This window comes from Soonwooa sp., from assembly GCF_030151385.1.
In the GTDB taxonomy this organism is placed as follows: Bacteria; Bacteroidota; Bacteroidia; order Flavobacteriales; family Weeksellaceae; genus Soonwooa.
On record NZ_JASLDS010000037.1, the window covers coordinates 21,132 to 38,701 of the forward strand.

At 34.4% G+C, this 17,570-nt stretch carries 14 protein-coding genes; 7 read left to right on the top strand and 7 right to left on the bottom strand.

The window, feature by feature from the left end:
* Window positions 1-165: 165 nt before the first annotated feature.
* The 5 genes from glgB (at window position 166) to Q1V95_RS06365 (ending at window position 8,287) form a co-directional block, all read left to right on the top strand.
* Window positions 166-2,067, top strand: coding sequence for a 1,4-alpha-glucan branching protein GlgB (gene glgB, locus Q1V95_RS06345; protein ID WP_300671810.1), 1,902 nt, complete (start codon window positions 166-168; stop codon window positions 2,065-2,067).
* Between the two features lie 27 nt (window positions 2,068-2,094).
* A complete protein-coding gene (locus tag Q1V95_RS06350; protein WP_300671813.1) occupies window positions 2,095-3,501 on the top strand; it encodes a glycogen/starch synthase in 1,407 nt (468 codons plus the stop codon).
* Window positions 3,502-3,572: 71 nt separating this feature from the next.
* Window positions 3,573-4,841: a glucose-1-phosphate adenylyltransferase gene (locus tag Q1V95_RS06355; protein WP_300671817.1), complete on the top strand. Its 1,269-nt coding sequence runs from the start codon at window positions 3,573-3,575 to the stop codon at window positions 4,839-4,841.
* A 96-nt stretch (window positions 4,842-4,937) separates the two neighbouring features.
* Window positions 4,938-5,705 (top strand): DUF3108 domain-containing protein, encoded by a 768-nt coding sequence (locus Q1V95_RS06360; RefSeq protein WP_300671820.1) that lies wholly within the window; start codon window positions 4,938-4,940, stop codon window positions 5,703-5,705.
* Between the two features lie 140 nt (window positions 5,706-5,845).
* Window positions 5,846-8,287 carry a DUF5916 domain-containing protein gene (locus Q1V95_RS06365; RefSeq protein WP_300671823.1) on the top strand — a complete coding sequence of 814 codons (2,442 nt, stop codon included), beginning with the start codon at window positions 5,846-5,848 and terminating at the stop codon, window positions 8,285-8,287.
* 225 nt (window positions 8,288-8,512) lie between these two features.
* Here Q1V95_RS06365 and Q1V95_RS06370 read toward each other — a convergent pair whose 3' ends face one another.
* The 4 genes from Q1V95_RS06370 to Q1V95_RS06385 form a co-directional block, all read right to left on the bottom strand.
* On the bottom strand, window positions 8,513-9,157 hold the full coding sequence (locus Q1V95_RS06370) for a response regulator transcription factor (protein ID WP_300671826.1): 645 nt from the start codon (window positions 9,155-9,157) through the stop codon (window positions 8,513-8,515).
* Window positions 9,138-10,898 (bottom strand): HAMP domain-containing sensor histidine kinase, encoded by a 1,761-nt coding sequence (locus tag Q1V95_RS06375; RefSeq protein WP_300671827.1) that lies wholly within the window; start codon window positions 10,896-10,898, stop codon window positions 9,138-9,140. Before Q1V95_RS06375 ends, Q1V95_RS06370 begins: the two co-directional genes overlap by 20 nt.
* A gap of 155 nt (window positions 10,899-11,053) precedes the next feature.
* Complete coding sequence (gene pheS, locus Q1V95_RS06380) at window positions 11,054-12,064, bottom strand: phenylalanine--tRNA ligase subunit alpha (RefSeq protein WP_300671829.1); 1,011 nt, start codon at window positions 12,062-12,064, stop codon at window positions 11,054-11,056.
* Between the two features lie 103 nt (window positions 12,065-12,167).
* Complete coding sequence (locus Q1V95_RS06385; RefSeq protein ID WP_300671831.1) at window positions 12,168-12,827, bottom strand: YceI family protein; 660 nt, start codon at window positions 12,825-12,827, stop codon at window positions 12,168-12,170.
* Between the two features lie 77 nt (window positions 12,828-12,904).
* Between Q1V95_RS06385 and Q1V95_RS06390 the strand changes: the two genes are divergently transcribed.
* Window positions 12,905-13,843, top strand: coding sequence for an ABC transporter ATP-binding protein (locus Q1V95_RS06390; protein WP_300671833.1), 939 nt, complete (start codon window positions 12,905-12,907; stop codon window positions 13,841-13,843).
* A 173-nt stretch (window positions 13,844-14,016) separates the two neighbouring features.
* Here Q1V95_RS06390 and Q1V95_RS06395 read toward each other — a convergent pair whose 3' ends face one another.
* The 3 genes from Q1V95_RS06395 to Q1V95_RS06405 all read right to left on the bottom strand — a co-directional run bounded on the left by Q1V95_RS06395 (window position 14,017) and on the right by Q1V95_RS06405 (window position 16,926).
* Window positions 14,017-14,535: a hypothetical protein gene (locus Q1V95_RS06395; RefSeq protein WP_300671835.1), complete on the bottom strand. Its 519-nt coding sequence runs from the start codon at window positions 14,533-14,535 to the stop codon at window positions 14,017-14,019.
* A 95-nt stretch (window positions 14,536-14,630) separates the two neighbouring features.
* Entirely contained in the window at window positions 14,631-16,130 is a 1,500-nt protein-coding gene (locus Q1V95_RS06400) for a polysaccharide biosynthesis protein (protein ID WP_300671837.1), read from the bottom strand.
* A gap of 10 nt (window positions 16,131-16,140) precedes the next feature.
* Complete coding sequence (locus Q1V95_RS06405) at window positions 16,141-16,926, bottom strand: FkbM family methyltransferase (protein WP_300671839.1); 786 nt, start codon at window positions 16,924-16,926, stop codon at window positions 16,141-16,143.
* A gap of 356 nt (window positions 16,927-17,282) precedes the next feature.
* Here Q1V95_RS06405 and Q1V95_RS06410 point away from each other — a divergent pair.
* A partial coding sequence (locus Q1V95_RS06410; protein ID WP_300671841.1) for a DEAD/DEAH box helicase occupies window positions 17,283-17,570 on the top strand: 288 nt, incomplete at its 3' end.

A 17,570-nucleotide genomic window follows, 5' to 3' on the forward strand; every position in this document is an offset into this window, starting at 1 on the left:
TGTGTAATAATTAATTGTAAAATATTTATTTCTTTATTTAATGTTAATTAAATGTTTAGATATGTTTTGAAAATGGAAATATTGATTTGTAGCGAAAATTAACTTGTCAATTGCCAATTATTGATTAACTTGCTGTAGTTGTTAACATCGTCTAATAGCCTTTCTATGCCAAAAGTCAAAACATTTTCTTTGTGGACGGATTTTGATATTTACTTGTTTAAGTCAGGTAAACATTTTAAGCTTTACGAAAAGTTTGGCGCACACGAAGCCGTTGTTGATGGCGAGAATGGTATTTATTTTTCTGTTTGGGCACCACATGCCAAAGAAGTTTCTGTGATTGGAAATTTTAACAATTGGGAATTTGGCGAACATCCATTAACTGGTCGTTGGGATCAATCAGGGATTTGGGAGGGTTTTGTTGCTGGTGTCAAAATTTCGGATGTTTATAAATACGGTATTAAAACGCAAAAGAATGAACTTTTGGAAAAAAGTGATCCTTTTGCTGTTAAAATGGAACAAGCGATGCAGGCTGGATCGGTGATTGCGTCGACTTGGTATGAATGGCATGATCAAAAATGGTTGCAAAAACGCCAACAAATTCCAGTGATGAAAACGCCAATTTCGGTCTATGAAATGCACCTTGGATCTTGGCGAAGAAATAAAAAAAATCCCAAAGAATTTTTAACTTATCGCGAAATTGCAGCAGAATTGATTCCTTATCTTAAGGAAATGGGATTTTCGCACGTCGAATTTATGCCAGTTATGGAGTTTCCTTATGATCCTAGTTGGGGCTATCAGATAACTGGATTTTTTGCGGCGACATCGCGATTTGGAGCACCAACAGATTTGATGTTTTTAATCGATCAACTTCATCAAAACGATATTGGTGTCATTCTCGATTGGGTGCCATCGCATTTTCCAAGTGATGCTAACGGATTGCATAGATTTGATGGTAGTTATTTGTATGAACACGAAGATCCGCGCAAAGGTTTTCATCCCGATTGGAAATCCTATATTTTCAATTACGGACGTCCAGAAGTCAAATCTTTTTTGATCAGTAATGCGATGTTTTGGTTGGATCGTTATCATGCCGATGGACTTCGTGTGGATGCTGTCACATCAATGTTGCATCTTGATTATTCTAGAAATGATGGTGAATGGGAACCAAATATTCACGGTGGAAATGTAAATCTTGAAGCAAAAGATTTTTTACAAGATTGTAATCTTGCAATACATAAAAAGTTTCCTGATGTCATCACTATTGCCGAAGAAAGTTCGGATTTTCCTAAGTTGACAAAACCTGTCAGTCAAGACGGAATTGGCTTCGATATGAAGTGGATGATGGGTTGGATGCATGATACTTTGGATTATTTTAAAAAAGATCCGATTTATCGTAAGTTTCATCAGGATTTAATCACTTTTACCAGCGTTTATATGTTTAACGAACATTATATGATGCCGCTTTCTCATGATGAAGTGGTGCATGGTAAAAGCAGTTTAATCTATAAAATGGATGGCGACGAATGGCAAAAATATGCGAATCTTCGTGCGCTTTATCTGTATATGTTTACGAGTTCTGGGGCAAAATTGCTTTTTATGGGCGATGAATTCGCGCAAACCAGCGAATGGAATTTTGAAACACAACTCGATTGGGATTTGCTTAAATATCCTATTCATGCACAGTTGCAATTATTTGTTAAAGATTTGAACAAAATCTATTCTCACGAAAAAGCTTTGTTTGAGTTGAATTTTGACAAGCAAGGTTTCGAATGGGTTAATGGCGATGACCGTGATCATTCGATTTTTATTTATTTAAGAAAAGGAAAATCGAAATCTGATAAATTGATGATCATCCTTAATTTGACACCGAATAGCATGGATTATCAATTGGGTGTCGATTACAAAAAATGGAAAATCTTGCTTAATTCTGACGATAAAAAATATGGAGGAAGTGGCATTCTTCCTAACATTAATAAAGTTATTCCAAAGAAAATGATGGGAAGAAGCTACACAATGGAATTACGATTGCCGCCTTTGTCAGGTTTAATTTTAAAAAAAGAATATTAATATTACCAATACTATATACCAAACTTTATGAAAATTTTTCACCTTTCTATGGAGTGTTATCCTGTTGCAAAAGTTGGCGGACTGGCTGATGTGGTTGGCGCTTTGCCAAAATATCAAAATAAAATGGGATTAGATGCAAGTGTTGTGATGCCTTGGTACAACAATGCTTTCGTATACGATAGCGAGTTGGAAGTCATTTTCGACGGTTTTATACATCAAGCCGAACGGATGTATCAAGTAATTATCCATAAGGAAAAAAGTAAAAAACTTGGTTTCGACTTATATTTGGTGAAAGTTCCCGGTTTGTTGGATCGTGAAAAAGTTTATGGTTATAGCGACGAGTCGGAGCAATTTATTGCTTTTCAGCATGCGGTTTTGCATTGGTTGACGGCGATGAAGATTCGTCCTGATATTTTGCATTGTCATGATTATCATACTGGTTTGGTGCCTTTTATGATTGAAAATTGCCCAAGTTTTAGATTTTTAAAAGGTGTTAAAACAGTTGGTACAATCCACAACGGCGAATATCAGGGAAGTATGGACTGGTCAATGTCGCGCCTCTTGCCGTTTTTTGATGCAACCAAATTTGGGCTTCTCGATTGGAATTCGAGGATTAATCCAATGGCAGCTATGATAAAATCGAGCCATGTTTTTAACACCGTTTCCAAAGGTTATTTGCAAGAATTGTTTTTAAGCTTTCAAGGTTTAGAAAGTTTGATGTTTCAAGAAGAGCAAAAAGCTTTTGGTATTATTAATGGCATCGACACCGAAGTTTGGAACCCAGACACCGATTCCATGATTCCACATCATTTTACAGTTAAAAATTCGGAAGTAGGGAAGTGGAAGAACAAAACCGAAATCTGTCAACAATATGGACTCAATGTAGATTTGCCATTGTTTGGATTTATTGGAAGATTTGCTGGCGAAAAAGGTGCCGATTTACTCCCAGATATTATTACGCAAGCCATTAAAGAAAGTGATGGAAAACTGAATATTATTGTTTTAGGCTCTGGGAATCCTTATTTAGAAACTACTTTGCGTGATTTGCAAAAAACATATCATTTTAATTTTGCTTTAGATTTGGGTTATAAAGAATATTTATCACACCAGATTTATGCCTCTGCGGATTTTCTGTTAATGCCATCTCGCGTTGAACCTTGTGGCCTTAACCAAATGTATGCAATGCGCTACGGAACAATCCCGATTGTACGATATACAGGCGGTTTGAAGGATACTGTTGAAGATATTTCGAGTGGCGGAAGCGGTTTTAATTTTGCAGAAGCCAATGCGGAAAGTGTGGTGCACGCGATGGGAAGAGCGCTGAGAATTTTCCGAGATAAAAAAATGATGAAGATGTTAATACAAAATAATATGAATTTTAATTTTTCTTGGGAGAAATCCGCCGAAAATTACTTACATTTATACAAGTACTGATTTGAAAATCAGTTTCTAAAATCACCAATAGAAATTTAGATTTCTAAACACCAAAAAACACGATTTATAATATGAAAGCAAATGTAATCTCCATAGTTTTGGGAGGTGGACGCGGTACGAGATTGTATCCTTTGACCGATACGCGGTCAAAACCTGCAGTGCCAATCGCTGGAAAATACCGATTGGTCGATATTCCGATTTCTAATTGTCTTAATTCGGGCTATAACAGGATTTTGGTTTTAACGCAGTTTAATTCAGCTTCGCTTAATTCGCACATCAAGAATACTTACCATTTTGATACATTCAGTCGAGGTTTTGTCGATATATTGGCGGCCGAGCAAAATGTTGAAAATGACCAATGGTACCAAGGGACAGCCGATGCTGTGCGACAATCGATGAAGCATCTTACAAAGTATGATTATGATTATATTTTAATTCTTTCGGGAGATCAGTTATACCAAATGAATTTCCGCGAGATGATTGATTTTCATGAGAAAAATAATGGAGATATAACGATTGCAACCATTCCTGTTAATGCCAAAGATGCGACGGGATTTGGAATTTTAAAATCCGATGAAGAAGGTAATATCACCGACTTTACGGAGAAACCAAGTGCAGATATTTTGCAAGAGTGGAAATCCGAAGTTAGTGAACATAACAAGCATCAAGGTAAAGAATATCTTGCATCGATGGGGATTTACGTGTTTTCTCGAAATGTACTTCGTCGATTATTTGCTGAAAATGAAGGTGATGATTTTGGGAAAGATTTTATTCCACAAGCTATTGGACAATATAAAACTTTGAGTTTCCAATACGATGGTTATTGGACAGATATTGGTACAATTGAATCTTTCTACGAGGCTAATCTGGACCTAGCACAAGACTTACCGCAATTTAATTTGTTTAGTGCGTCGCCTATCTATACAAGAGCGAGAATGTTACCGCCATCAAAAATCAATGGTTCTTTTGTAAGTAAAGCTGTGTTTGGTGATGGTTGTATTATTTTAGCTGCAAAGGTCGAAAACTCTATTATTGGTAACCGAAGCCGTATTGATAAGGGAAGTACCATTGTCAATTCTTATATAATGGGAGCTGACTATTACCAAAGTACGCACGAAATTATCGAAAACGAAAAACGCAATATTCCCAATATCGGCATTGGTAAATTTTGCTACATCGAAAAAGCCATCCTCGACAAAAATTGCCAAATAGGTGATAATGTAAGGATTATTGGTGGCAAGCATATGCCAGATGGCGATTACGAAACACATTCTGTTAAAGATGGCATTGTCGTTGTCAAAAAGAATGCGGTTATCAAAAGTGGTACACAAATCTCTTAAAAATAGTAAGCCTTTAGATTTTCAGATTTAAAGGCTTTTATATATTGTCTTATATTTGGCAACATATTTGTCTTGTTTAGTATTAAAATATAAAGAATGAAAAAATTATTAATGTTGTTTTCGATAATAATCTTTGGATTGTCGTCGGCTCAGTATGATAATATCAATGCGGGAGAAACGCTTACTTATCGTATTAGTTATGGTTTTTTAACTGCTGGGACAGCAACTTTGACAACTTCTAATGCAACCTTGAATGGTAAACCATATTTCTATGTAAAAGGTGTAGGGCAAACAAGTGGTGCCGTTAAAGCTTTTTTTAAAGTTAATGATGTATACGAGAGTTATATCAACCTTTACGGGCAGCCTTATTTTTATACTAGAAACGTGTCCGAAGGTAGTTATCGTCAACATTTACAAAGTACGTTTAACCATGTCAATCAAACCGTTTATTTGGTGGACAAAAAAAATACCGACCGAGAACCAAAGACCATTAATACTACGAAAGGTGTACAAGATATGTTATCTAGCTTCTATTACTTGAGAAACCTAAGTGACGAGCAATTGAAAATCGGTAATGTTATCAAAATGAATGTTTGGATTGATGATGAAATGTTTCCTTTTCAGTTGAGAATTGCGGGTACTGAGAATGTTTCGACCAAGTTTGGAAAAATTAATTGTCTTAAGATTATTCCATCGGTGATGAGTGGCCGTGTTTTTAAAGAAAAGGAAGGTGTAACACTTTGGGTTTCTAATGATAAAAATAGGATTCCCGTTTCTATAAAGGCTGAGTTAACGGTTGGTGCAATTAAAGCTAATATCGAAAGCTACTCAGGAACTAAATATCCTGTTAGTTTTCAGAAATAAAATTTTATTCTAAATAATATTAAAGGTCGAATTACTTCGACTTTTTTTGTTTTGAAAATCAGTGTGTTGCAATTATTTTTGAATTATGATGTAATGAAATGCCTATTTCGAACGTCTAGAATAATAACAAACACATAACTATGAAACGCCATTTTTCGTTCGGATTTTGTTTATTAATTTCGACATTATTCTTTGCGCAAGAAGCGCCATCTTCCGACAATATTATCAGAAAGAAGATTTCAACGCAAAAATCCGAAACGACTCCCAAAATTGACGGCGATATTAATGAAGATGTTTGGGCAAATATTCCTTTAGCAACAGATTTTATCGAGAGAAGTCCTAATAATGGAAAACCTGCAGATGCAAGTTTTCGAACGGAAGTTAAAATGCTTTACAATGATCTGGGTTTGTACATTATGATGAAAATGCATGATCCAGAACCGTCCAAAATTGCAAAAGAATTAACTGAGCGCGATGGGATTTCTAATGATGATTTTGTTGGTGTAACTCTTAATGGTTATAATGATAAGCAGCAAAGCCTTGAGTTTGTAGTAACAGCTGCTGGTGTGCAATATGATGCTAAATTAACAACCGATGGCGAGGATGAGACGTGGAATGGTGTTTGGCAAAGTGCTGTTAAATTGCAAGATGATGGTTGGACAGCTGAGATGATGATTCCGTTTTCGGAACTTCGTTTTCCAAGGAAAGACGTGCAAAATTGGGGCGTTAATTTCTTTAGAAAAGTGCAGCGTACCAATGTATTTTATGACTGGAATTTTGTCGATAACAAAAAGAATTCTTACACCTTGTTCGATGGTGTTTTGGAAGGTATTACAAACATAAAACCACCAACCCGATTAAGTTTTATGCCCTATTTTTCGTCTTATGTTAATCATTACGATGGTACAACGACAACCAACTTCAATGGAGGAATGGATGTAAAGTACGGAATAAATGATGCTTTCACATTTGATATGACTTTGATTCCTGATTTTGGGCAAGCCAATTTCGATAATTCTATTCTTAATTTAACGCCTTTCGAACAGCAATATGCAGAGCAACGTCCTTTCTTTACCGAAGGGACAGAATTGTTTAGCAAAGGAAATTTGTTTTATTCAAGAAGGATAGGTGGTTCTCCCTCAGGCGAACCTGAGCTAAAAGAGAATGAAAAAATAACGGAGTTTCCTGCAAAGGTTAAATTATTTAATGCTTTCAAAATTTCGGGTAGAACAAGCAAAGGTTTGGGAATTGGATTTTTTAATGCAGTTACGCAAAAGATGTTTGCAACAGTAGAAAATGAAGATACTGGCGAAATCCGAAAAGAAGTAGTCGAGCCTTGGGCGAATTATAATGTTCTGGTTTTGGATCAGAGATTTAATGAAAATTCGTCGATAAGTTTGATTAATACAAGTACGGTGAGAGATGGAAGTTTTCGCGACGCCAATGCAACTGGATTGTTGTGGTCTATCAATAATAAAAAGAATACATACAATTTCTATGGAAATTCTAGAGCGAGTTGGGTGATGACCGACGAAACTAAATTCGGGACTAAAAACCAGTTCGGAATCGGAAAAATTGATGGTAAACATCGTTTTGATATCAATGCTGGGATTACGACAAAAGGCTGGGATATTAATGATTTGGGATTTTCGACCATGACTAATTTTGCCAACTATAATGCGTGGTATGGTTATCGAATTTTGCAACCAACAGAGCATCTTAACAAAATGTTTTTGAATTTTAATGTTCAGTATTATCAAAGATTGTCGCCTTTCTTGTTTAATAATTTTGTGCTAAACCATAATAATCAATTTCAAAATAAGAAATTTCAAAACTATGGATTTGGAATCGAGACGACACCTTTTGGTCAAAAAGATATCTATGAGCCGCGTACCGATGGACGATTCCTTAATGTACCATCTTATTTTGATTCTTGGATTTGGTTTGAAAGTGATAGCCGTAAGAAGTTTCAATACAATATTAATGTTGACTATTACGCTTATAACGAAAAAGCTAGAAATCAGATTGAGACAAGTCTAATTTTGCGTTATCGTTTTTCGGATAAGTTTAAAATATTTTGGCAAGTGAAGCCGAGTTTCAGTAACAACGAAAAAGGTTTTGCTGGTAAAGATGATGACAATATCTACATGGGACGACGCCAAAGAAATACGCTCGAAAATGCGATTAATTCTCAATATACTTTCAACAACAAAATGGCTTTGAGCTTGGCTTTCCGTCACTATTTTTCGGATGTTACGTATAAGCAGTTTTACACTTTGCAAAATGATGGCGATGTCTTGTCAACCAATAATTTTACCAAAAACCTAAACGGAACTTATAACGCTTGGAACATCGATTTGCGTTATACGTGGTGGTTTGCGCCTGGAAGTCAAGTGACGTTTTTATATAGAAACGCTATCCAAAATTACCTTAACGAGTCGCGATTGGGTATGAAGAATAATTACAACGAATTGTTTGCAGAGCCTGCTGTGCATAACTTTTCGGTTAAGTTGATTTATTATTTAGATTATAACCGAGCTAAAAATTGGTTTAAAAAAAATCCGAAAAGTCTCCAAAAATAAAAATCCTGTAACAAGCGTTACAGGACTTCTGATTCCATCATCTGTATTTAAGAATCTCATGAAAAAGTTGTGTTTTTACATAAAAAGCTTTTGGATTAACACAATACAATGCTTGGCTTTTTACTATGTCAAAATTAGTGAGAATTCTTAGTACAGATCAACTTTTATGTGTCGATGTTTGTCGAGTCTTTTGTAGATATTCTTCTACAAAAAGTCGACAATTATTTATTCGTGATTTTTGATAAGCTCGATTAACTCTACCAAATTGTCAACATTTAGCTTTTCAAAAATTCTTTTTTTGAGGGTGCTTACAGTATTTTGCTTGATATCGAGTAGGTTAGCGATTTCTAAATTTCCTAAACCTTTTGCATATAGCTTCGCAATTTCTGATTCTCGCTCCGATAGATTTTCTAGTGGATTAATAGATGATTTTCCGTGGATAGAATTTAATAACAAAGTTTGCGTCGATGGCGAAAGATATTCGCCGTCGTTGATGATTTTTGAAAGCGCATTTTTAATTTCACTTTCTTCACTTAGTTTGCTCAAAAAACCGTTAGCACCAGCTTTTATAAATTTAAGCGAATGCGTTTGCTCGTCTATTCCTGTATAGATTAATATTTTGAGGTCTGGGTTTATACTTTTTATTTCGCCAATAATATTGAGGCTATTACCATCTGGGAAGTGTGCATCAATAATGGCAATGTCGAGCTCTTTTTCCTTGACAGTTTCTAGTACACTTTTCAAATTGGAAGCGTGGCTCGTTTCGAAGTCCGTGAGTAGTTCTTCAATCAGAAATTCTAGTCCGTGTCGTACAATGCTGTGATCGTCGGCAAGTAGAAAATTGATGTTTTTATTGTCCTGAAGTTCCATTTGCAAGATTTAGATTAATACTAAAACTAATTGTTGTTCCTTTACCTAGTTGACTCGTTGCGGAAATTTTACCAGAAAATAATTCGACAATTTCTTTACAAAGACTCAGTCCCAAACCAGCACCAAGATTCTCAACTTCATTAGAAATAACGCCTTGGTAGTATGGTTCAAAAATCTTTTCTAAGTCAGATTCCGAAATACCAGATCCAGTATCGCTAATACTAGCATGCAAAGTTATAGTATCTTTATCAAGCGCTTCCGTCCAAGTTTTTGCAGTTATTTTTCCGTTTTCGGTAAACTTGTTAGCGTTCCCAAGAATGTTCATAAAAATCTGATTCATCTTAGCATTATCCGAGTAGACTTCAAGTTGATCCGGAATGTTAATCTCAGTAACAAATTGATTATGACGCGTTTCTATATAAGCTTCAATCGATGTATATATCGAACTAATTTCATTTTTTAAATTAAATGAAACAGGAATCAGTTTGTTTTTAACATGTTGATTTTTTGCGTATTCTAATATTTGATTTGATTGCAATAATAAACTGTTATTGGTAAAGCTTATTGATTTTAGATATTCTTTAATGTTGTCATCATTCGTTTTTTTAGTAATTCGATTGATGAAAATGCCAATAATCTTCAATGGTGAGCGCAATTCGTGGCTCAACATTCCTAAAATTCGGTTTTTAAAGTTGAGGTTTTCTTCGATTTGTTGGTTGGCAATTTTCAAACGATGTTCATAAGCGAATGCCAATCGCGTAAAATACATGATAAGAATTGAAACAATAAACATTAATAACATCGACCCAAAAGTCAGATACATTCTGGTTTTATTGCTTTTAGAATTCTGTTTTTCATATTCTTTTTCGAGTTCGGCTTTGGCGTCTTTAATGGTGTTATCGTAGATATTCATTAATTGATTACTCGAAATGAAAATCTCATTCAACAGACTTTGAAACTGCGAAGCAAACTGATTTTTGTTTTCTTGGGTTTTGGTAATATTAACTTGGACGCGTTGTATTTCTTTGGTGTAGAACTTATCCATTGTACCAAGTAGACTGTCGATTTCGTATTTTAAACGCTCAGATTCTGGTTTTTCATTATGCTTTACCGTTACTACTGTACTGTCTTTTCGGACATTTTCTTTTCCAGCAATCGCATCTTTCAAACGACCAAATAATCCTTTTTTCTTGATTGTGTCAGAAAAAGTTTTTGTTTCGACATCGATTTTTTCAAAATTATAATCGGTTTTGTACTTTTTGATTTCGTACTTAGGTTCCTTAACTGTTTTTTCTGTTCTCGAAATTTGTGTTGTGGAATCTATTAAAACTTTGAATTTTTTAAGATTCAAAGTGTCATTTTTTTTCGATTCTAAAATCGTATTAAGACGTGCATTTTTAAACTTGTACGAGTTAAGACTATCGAGGTCTTTGGAAAGTTTTTTTGAAGCGTCAAAATATAAATTGAGAAAATCTTTGTCACCAGTTGCAATATATTTCTGAAAATAATCTTGAGATTGTAATAAATCTTGTTTGGAGCTGTCGGTCAGTTTTTCAAAATTTTTGATCTCTCCCAATTGATTTTGGATGAAATCTAAATTTTTCCGATTAACAAACTCATTGTAAAAAAATGCTGCAATAGCGATTTGTATTAATAAAATACAGATAATTAGAGAATAATGAATTGCTTTTCTTTTTTTTGGGTTAAGCAATTTTGGTGTTCTATTCTTATCGTTTGCCATAAGTAATTTTAAAATTCAGATATTTTTTAATTTTTTAAAAATTAATATTTCTTACGTTTGGTTGGTGGTTATTAGTTTTTTTTAGGAAGATTAAAAATAATAAAAAATCCTATGAAAATGCTTCACAGGATTATGATATTTAATAGTTTAGATTCTTATAAAGATTTAAACTGATTTAGCATTCTAACATCGTTTTCAAAGAACATACGGATGTCGCTCATCTGGTAAAGTAACATAACAATTCTTTCGATTCCCATCCCGAAAGCAAAACCGCTGTATTTGTCAGCATCGATATTAACGTTTTTAAGAACAGCAGGATCCACCATTCCGCAACCCATAATCTCTAACCAACCAGTACCTTTTGTAATTCTGTAATCGGTTTCGGAGTTAAGTCCCCAATATACGTCAACTTCCGCACTTGGTTCTGTGAAAGGGAAGTAGGATGGACGCATTCTTATTTTTGACTTTCCAAATAATTCCGTTGTGAAGTATTGGATGGTTTGTTTAAGATCTGCAAAGCTTACGTTTTCATCAATGTATAGACCCTCAATTTGGTGGAAAATACAGTGAGAACGCGAAGAGATTGCCTCGTTTCTGAAAACTCGACCTGGCGACAAAATACGAATCGGTGGTTGATGCTCTTCCATATAACGTACCTGTACAGACGAAGTATGCGTACGAAGCAAGGTGTCAGGATTGGTGTCGATAAAGAAAGTATCCTGCATGTCTCGCGCTGGATGATACTCTGGCAAGTTAAGCGCTGTAAAGTTATGCCAATCGTCCTCAATTTCTGGTCCATCAGCAATAGCAAAACCAATAGAACGGAAGATTTCGATAATTCTGTTTTTAACAAGATTAATCGGATGTCTCGTCCCTAGTTCTAGTGGGAAAGCAGGTTTTGTAAGGTCGTCTTTTATGATGCTTGACTGGCTTTCTGAAGCATTCTTTAGATCTTCCAATTTCGCTGCAACGGCTTGTTTTAGGCTGTTTATTTTTTGACCAAAATCTTTTTTCTGATCATTAGGAACTTCTTTGAACTTTTCAAAAAAGTCATTCAATACGCCTTTTTTTCCGTTGAATTTGATGCGGAATTGTTCGATTTCTTCTTTTGCTGAAGAACGGAATTGTTCTACTTCAACCAATAATTCATCAATTCTTTCTATCATCTTTAGGTATAATTATAAGTTGCAAAATTACAAATTTTATCCTTATTTAAACCAAAAAAATCTGCCAACTAAGGGCAGATTTTATATTTTTTTGAAATAAAATTTACTTCTTTTCTATGGCTTTCATCAACATTTGGATGTTGATTTCGTCTTTAATAAGACCGTTGGCTGCAGGAATTTGGAATTTGATGCCAAATTCTTCACGGCTAATATCTTTTGGTTCTGTAGCGATTTGCAATTCGCCTTCACCGATTTTCACGTTAGCGTTAAAGCTTACAGGTTTTGTAATCCCTTTAATGGTAAGGTTACCATCTAGGATTGTGTTGTAGTCACTACCAGCAGGTGCTTCAGTTACTTTTGTAATTTCGTAAGACGCCGTAGGGAATTTTTCTACATCGAAGAAGTCAGCACTTTTCAGGTGTCCATCAAGTTTTGCTGCATCTTCAGAATCTTTGATGTCACTGTTTGCAAGAGTACTAAGTGCCACAACAAATTTTCCGCTTTCCAGTTTTTTCTCATTAATTGTAACTTCTCCACTTTCGAACTTGATACTTCCGATGTGGCTTGTGTTATCCGTTTTGAAAACTTTGAAACCTTTCCACTCGATTTTACTATTCATTGTGTCAACAACGTAGACTTGTCCATTTTTTGTGGTTAAGACTTCATTGCTTTCACTCGTTACAGGCTTGTCTTTTCCACAAGATATTACCGTTAACGAAATAGCGAGCATAGCTAGACCTCCAAAAAACAAATTCTTTTTCATTTTGCAATTACAATTAAGACATTATTTTGCTAATATAGCAAATTAATTCAGTATTTTAAAATCTGTAATTTTGCAACATGCTTTTAGAGATAAACAAATTAGAATTCAGTTACTTGCCAAGTCAAAAGTTGTTCAAAGATTTTGACTTTTCTATGGAGAAAGGACAAATAATAGCTTTGGCTGGCGAAAGTGGATGCGGAAAATCGACTTTGTTAAGTTTGATTTATGGATTGTATGATTGGAAAAATGGAGACATTTTGTTTGATAATCGTAAGCTTCTCGGTGCTAAAGTCAATTTGGTTCCAGGCGAAGCTGAGATGAAGTTGGTGGCGCAACAATATGACTTGATGCCTTATGCAACTGTCGCGGAGAATGTGGGAAAGTTTATTTCGAATATTAATCTGACGTTGAAACGTGAGAAAGTTGCGCAGCTTTTGGAAGCCGTTGGTTTGGAAGATTTGGCTAATGCACTTCCGAAGAATTTAAGTGGTGGTCAACAACAACGTGTTGCGATTGCTAGAGCTTTGTCTGTAACGCCAAAGTTACTTTTATTGGACGAGCCTTTTAGTAATCTGGATACCTCTCGAAAGTTCGAATTGCGTGATCGTTTTTTTTCTTTGGCAAAAAATATGGGAATTTCGGTGTTGATTTCGACACACAATTTGGAAGAAATTGTCCCTTGGGTGGACAAGGTTGCGGTCTTGCGACAAGGCGAGTTATTGCAATATGAAACACCAGAAATGACTTATCAACAACCTACGAATGAATATGTTGCTAAACTTTTGGGCGAAGTCAATGTTTTTGACGATTTTGAAAAAGAAAAATACCAACTAACAAAGAATTTTTATTTTCCACAACAGATAAAAGTCGCTGATCAAGGGCTAGAAGCGGAAATTATAGAAAGTCGCTTTGCTGGTTCTTTTTATTGGAATAAAATTAAATTTAACGATAAAGTATTGATAATATATACTTTAGAAAAACTTAATGGCAAAATTTTGCTTAGCTTTTGTGAATAAAATGTGGATAACTTAATCCACACAAAATGAGCTGATTATCATTTTTAATATTAAATTTGAATCAGCGATCAAGGAAATTTTTGGTTAATTCTCTTTCTGCCTTTTTGGACGATATTAGCTTTCTCTAAGCAATTAAGTCTTTCGAAAGTTGACCCTGCCAAAATTTTCCTTTTTTAAATTATCATTGCTCGGTCGCCAGTTTTTGCTTTTAAAACTCTTTCCGAATAGCCTTGAAAGAAAAATGGGATATTGTCTTCTATTCCATTTTCAATTCTCATTTTTACTTTGTTGAAAGCTACTAACGAAATTTCATAATTCGGAAGTCCAGTAACTAAAATCGGTTGGTTCATCTGATCATACCAAAAATATTTACCTCCAAAATTGCGTCTGGCAACTTCAAAAATATATGAACCAGCTTGTGCAATGAGATTTTGCTTCATTTCATCTCCCATTTCTTCCGCGTAGTCTGCAAAATTATCTAGTAGTGTGTCGAGTGTTTCTAAGCTTTTTACAGAATAGTCAAAAGCCTTATTGTATTTTTCTCCAAATCCCTCAATTATTTTTTCTGCATTCGCGGTTGAATTGTTTATAAATTCTTGTTGTGCGTTGTCAATATCATTATTTGTTTGGGTTGATTGACCTGTTGAATTTTGTTGAGTATTTTTCTTTTTGAAAAAATCAAATAGTCCCATAATTAATTGTTTATGTCTTCTAATTTACTGTTTTTTTGACCATTGTAATTCTAAAAATACACTAATCTGAAATTTTACTAGATAAAGACTTTGAACTATTTAAACTTCGTCAGGCTTTTGAAGAAATCCTTGTTAAGATATTTGTCCAAAGGATAGATTTTCAAAAAATGGTTTCCTAGCATAAAAATGACCAAAACAATACTTGGTTTTATAAACAAATTAAGAAGGCTGCTAGAAAAACTAGGTGTGAAAACAGCGACCAAAATCGCTACGGCACTTAGAAGTATGGCGTAAAGCATCTCGATTGTCAACGGAAATACTTTGAATTTTTGATAGTTAAAAATAATTTTAATGATGTTGAAAATGGTTAACGAAATTGCTGTTGCCATTGCAATTCCGATGATGCTAAGGTTTGTGTATTTAAGGAATGCAAAGTTTAATCCGATGGTTAAGGCTGCTAAAATCAACATCACGACAATGTTAAAACGGTAATATTTTGATAAAGAGATAATATGTCCATTAAATCCAGTTGCCAAGTCGAATATAAATGCGGAACCTAAAATCCAAACCACAGGTTCTGCTTCTTTTAGTAATGCGCCATTTTTAATCAAATCTGTTAAATATGGAAAGCCAACCAAAATGCAAGAATATAAAGTTAGCCCAAGGAAAAACAAACTTAATGATGTTTTTTTGTGGAATCGGTCAAGTTCGGTGTAGTTGTGTTCTGCAATGCTTTTGTTAATAATCGGCGCAGAAATGTTGAACAATCCCATCTGCGGAATATTAATGATGGTGATAATTGATAGAATTGTGCTGTAGACACCATTAGCTTCGAAATCGATGAATTCACCAATCATGTAATTGTCAATTCGGACTGCTAAAAAATTGCCGATATTTCCTAAGAAACCGAACAGACTATAACTAAAAACTTGTACCCAAAATCCATTTTGTCGCACATAATCTAAGCTGAAATCAGGTTGTATTTTTTCTAATTTGTTGGTGTAGATAAAGTAGCCTAAGAAAGTTAAAACAAACATTCCGAAGAAAAAAGTATAAGCGGCTTTTTCTGAATAAAGCTGTGTATGACTTAATATTAAATACGAAAATATAAGGAAAGCTCCGAGATTGGCAATTTTTGGAACAATATTTTCGAAAATGTTAGAAACAACAATTCTTTTGTAATTGGTGATAAATTTGTTGAGAACCGAAGATAATGCCAAAACCAAAATCATTGGAAGAATAAGATTTTTCATATTCCAAGTCTCGGATTCTTTTAGACTAGGAAATAGCGTTGCTGCAAGAAAATAGAGTGCGGTGAAAATCACAAAATTGAGAACAACCGCGAGAAGCGAGAGACTCAAAAAATTGTGATGTTTGCCATCTTGCTGTGTTTGCAAAAAGAATTTAACATTAGAAAAAGACAATCCAAATACCACAACAGGAATAAACATTTCCGCAGTTGGTAAGATGAAGCGTAGTTTTCCGTAGAACTCCATATTGTGTGGGAAGATGAAAATGGAAGAAATGATTCCCAATAAGGTTCCCAAGTATCCAATAATGGAATATTTTATTCCTTGTCGTGCGACAACACTCATGTTTTAGATGTTAATTCGGTATGAAAATAATATTATTAATGTAGAATTGATAATTCTTTACATTGTTAGCATCTTGCAAAAGTATGAATTCTTCCGTTAGCCTTTTTAGCGTTAAAGTATCGCGGTCAAGGTAATTTGCTGTAAATCCCCAATTTTCAATTTCAGAAATCAAAGTCCAAAGCTTTTCTTCGTGATGGCGTTGTTCCATTTCGACCATTAAAGTTGGGCGATGTTTTAAGATTGTTTGTTTGGCACCACGCAAGGTTTTCATTTCATTGCCCTCGACATCGATTTTTATAAAATCTATTTTTGAGGTTTGAAGCGTGAGGTCATCCATTTTGACAACTTGCACACTTTGGAGAATGGTATTTTCCTCATCTTTTTCCTTAATCTGTGTTTGCAAGGTTCCGCGCGTGTGGACTTTTTGACCTTTTATAATTGGGATTTTAAATTCTGCTGTTGTATTTTCATCTGAAAGTGCAGAAGAAAAAACATGCATATTTGGAAACAAACGTTGCAATTTGCTGTTAAGTTCTTTGTTGGGTTCGAAAGCAAAAATATTTTTTGGCTTGAGATGATTTTCCAAAACATAAAGATAAGCGCCGACATTGGCGCCAATATCTATAAACACCGAATCTTTGTTAAGATAATTTTTAATCCAAAGAAACTCAGGTTCTACTTTTCTTTTGATAATGTTATTTTGGTTAAGATTTTTAAGTTTTTTGAAATAGCGCGATTTGTAAAAACTAGGCGATATATATTGTAGATATTCTGCAAGATTGCTGTATACACTCATCGATGTTCAAGAGATTTTTGAAAAGATAAAGATGGTTATTTTCCGTATTATTTTGTAGAAAAATTTTATTTTTTTTCTTGCGAAGCTAATTTTTAATGAAGATTGAATTGAAGAACGGTTAATTAGTTTTTGTTGAATAATTGATGGAGAAGTCTAATGTTTGTATTGATTTTAACAAAGATTATTTCGAAGTGAAAATCTAATATTTTTGTTAAATTTTTTGAATGAGCTTTTAGAATTGGTTTGATTTTATGATTGAAATTAAAAGCTTCTCAATCAATATATTTTTGTTAACAAAAGTTTATAAAAATTGTCAAAAATAAAATCGTATCTTTGCAAAAATTTTATACAACTTAATGAAGTTATTTTCCGAGTCCAGTTTAAGTCCTGATATCTTGAAGGCAATTGGCGAGATGGGCTACGAAAGCCCTACAGAAATCCAAAAACAGACTATCCCTTTTATCTTATCAGATATACGCGATCTTATCGCACTTGCGCAGACTGGGACAGGCAAAACAGCAGCGTTTTCGCTTCCGATTTTGGATATGATTGACGAAACGAGTCGCAAAATCCAATTTTTGGTGCTTTGTCCGACGCGAGAATTATGTCTTCAAATTACGAAAGACATAAAAAACTACACCAAG

Bases quoted from the DNA above. Each gene is read 5' to 3' on its own strand.
- Q1V95_RS06405 (WP_300671839.1), bottom strand. From the start codon at position 16,926: ATGAGTGTATACAGCAATCTTGCAGAATATCTACAATATATATCGCCT.
- Q1V95_RS06395 (WP_300671835.1), bottom strand. From the start codon at position 14,535: ATGGGACTATTTGATTTTTTCAAAAAGAAAAATACTCAACAAAATTCA.
- Q1V95_RS06390 (WP_300671833.1), top strand. From the start codon at position 12,905: ATGCTTTTAGAGATAAACAAATTAGAATTCAGTTACTTGCCAAGTCAA.
- pheS (WP_300671829.1), bottom strand. From the start codon at position 12,064: ATGATAGAAAGAATTGATGAATTATTGGTTGAAGTAGAACAATTCCGT.
- Q1V95_RS06385 (WP_300671831.1), bottom strand. From the start codon at position 12,827: ATGAAAAAGAATTTGTTTTTTGGAGGTCTAGCTATGCTCGCTATTTCG.
- Q1V95_RS06360 (WP_300671820.1), top strand. From the start codon at position 4,938: ATGAAAAAATTATTAATGTTGTTTTCGATAATAATCTTTGGATTGTCG.
- Q1V95_RS06375 (WP_300671827.1), bottom strand. From the start codon at position 10,898: ATGGCAAACGATAAGAATAGAACACCAAAATTGCTTAACCCAAAAAAA.
- glgB (WP_300671810.1), top strand. From the start codon at position 166: ATGCCAAAAGTCAAAACATTTTCTTTGTGGACGGATTTTGATATTTAC.
- Q1V95_RS06370 (WP_300671826.1), bottom strand. From the start codon at position 9,157: ATGGAACTTCAGGACAATAAAAACATCAATTTTCTACTTGCCGACGAT.
- Q1V95_RS06350 (WP_300671813.1), top strand. From the start codon at position 2,095: ATGAAAATTTTTCACCTTTCTATGGAGTGTTATCCTGTTGCAAAAGTT.
- Q1V95_RS06365 (WP_300671823.1), top strand. From the start codon at position 5,846: ATGAAACGCCATTTTTCGTTCGGATTTTGTTTATTAATTTCGACATTA.
- Q1V95_RS06400 (WP_300671837.1), bottom strand. From the start codon at position 16,130: ATGAGTGTTGTCGCACGACAAGGAATAAAATATTCCATTATTGGATAC.
- Q1V95_RS06355 (WP_300671817.1), top strand. From the start codon at position 3,573: ATGAAAGCAAATGTAATCTCCATAGTTTTGGGAGGTGGACGCGGTACG.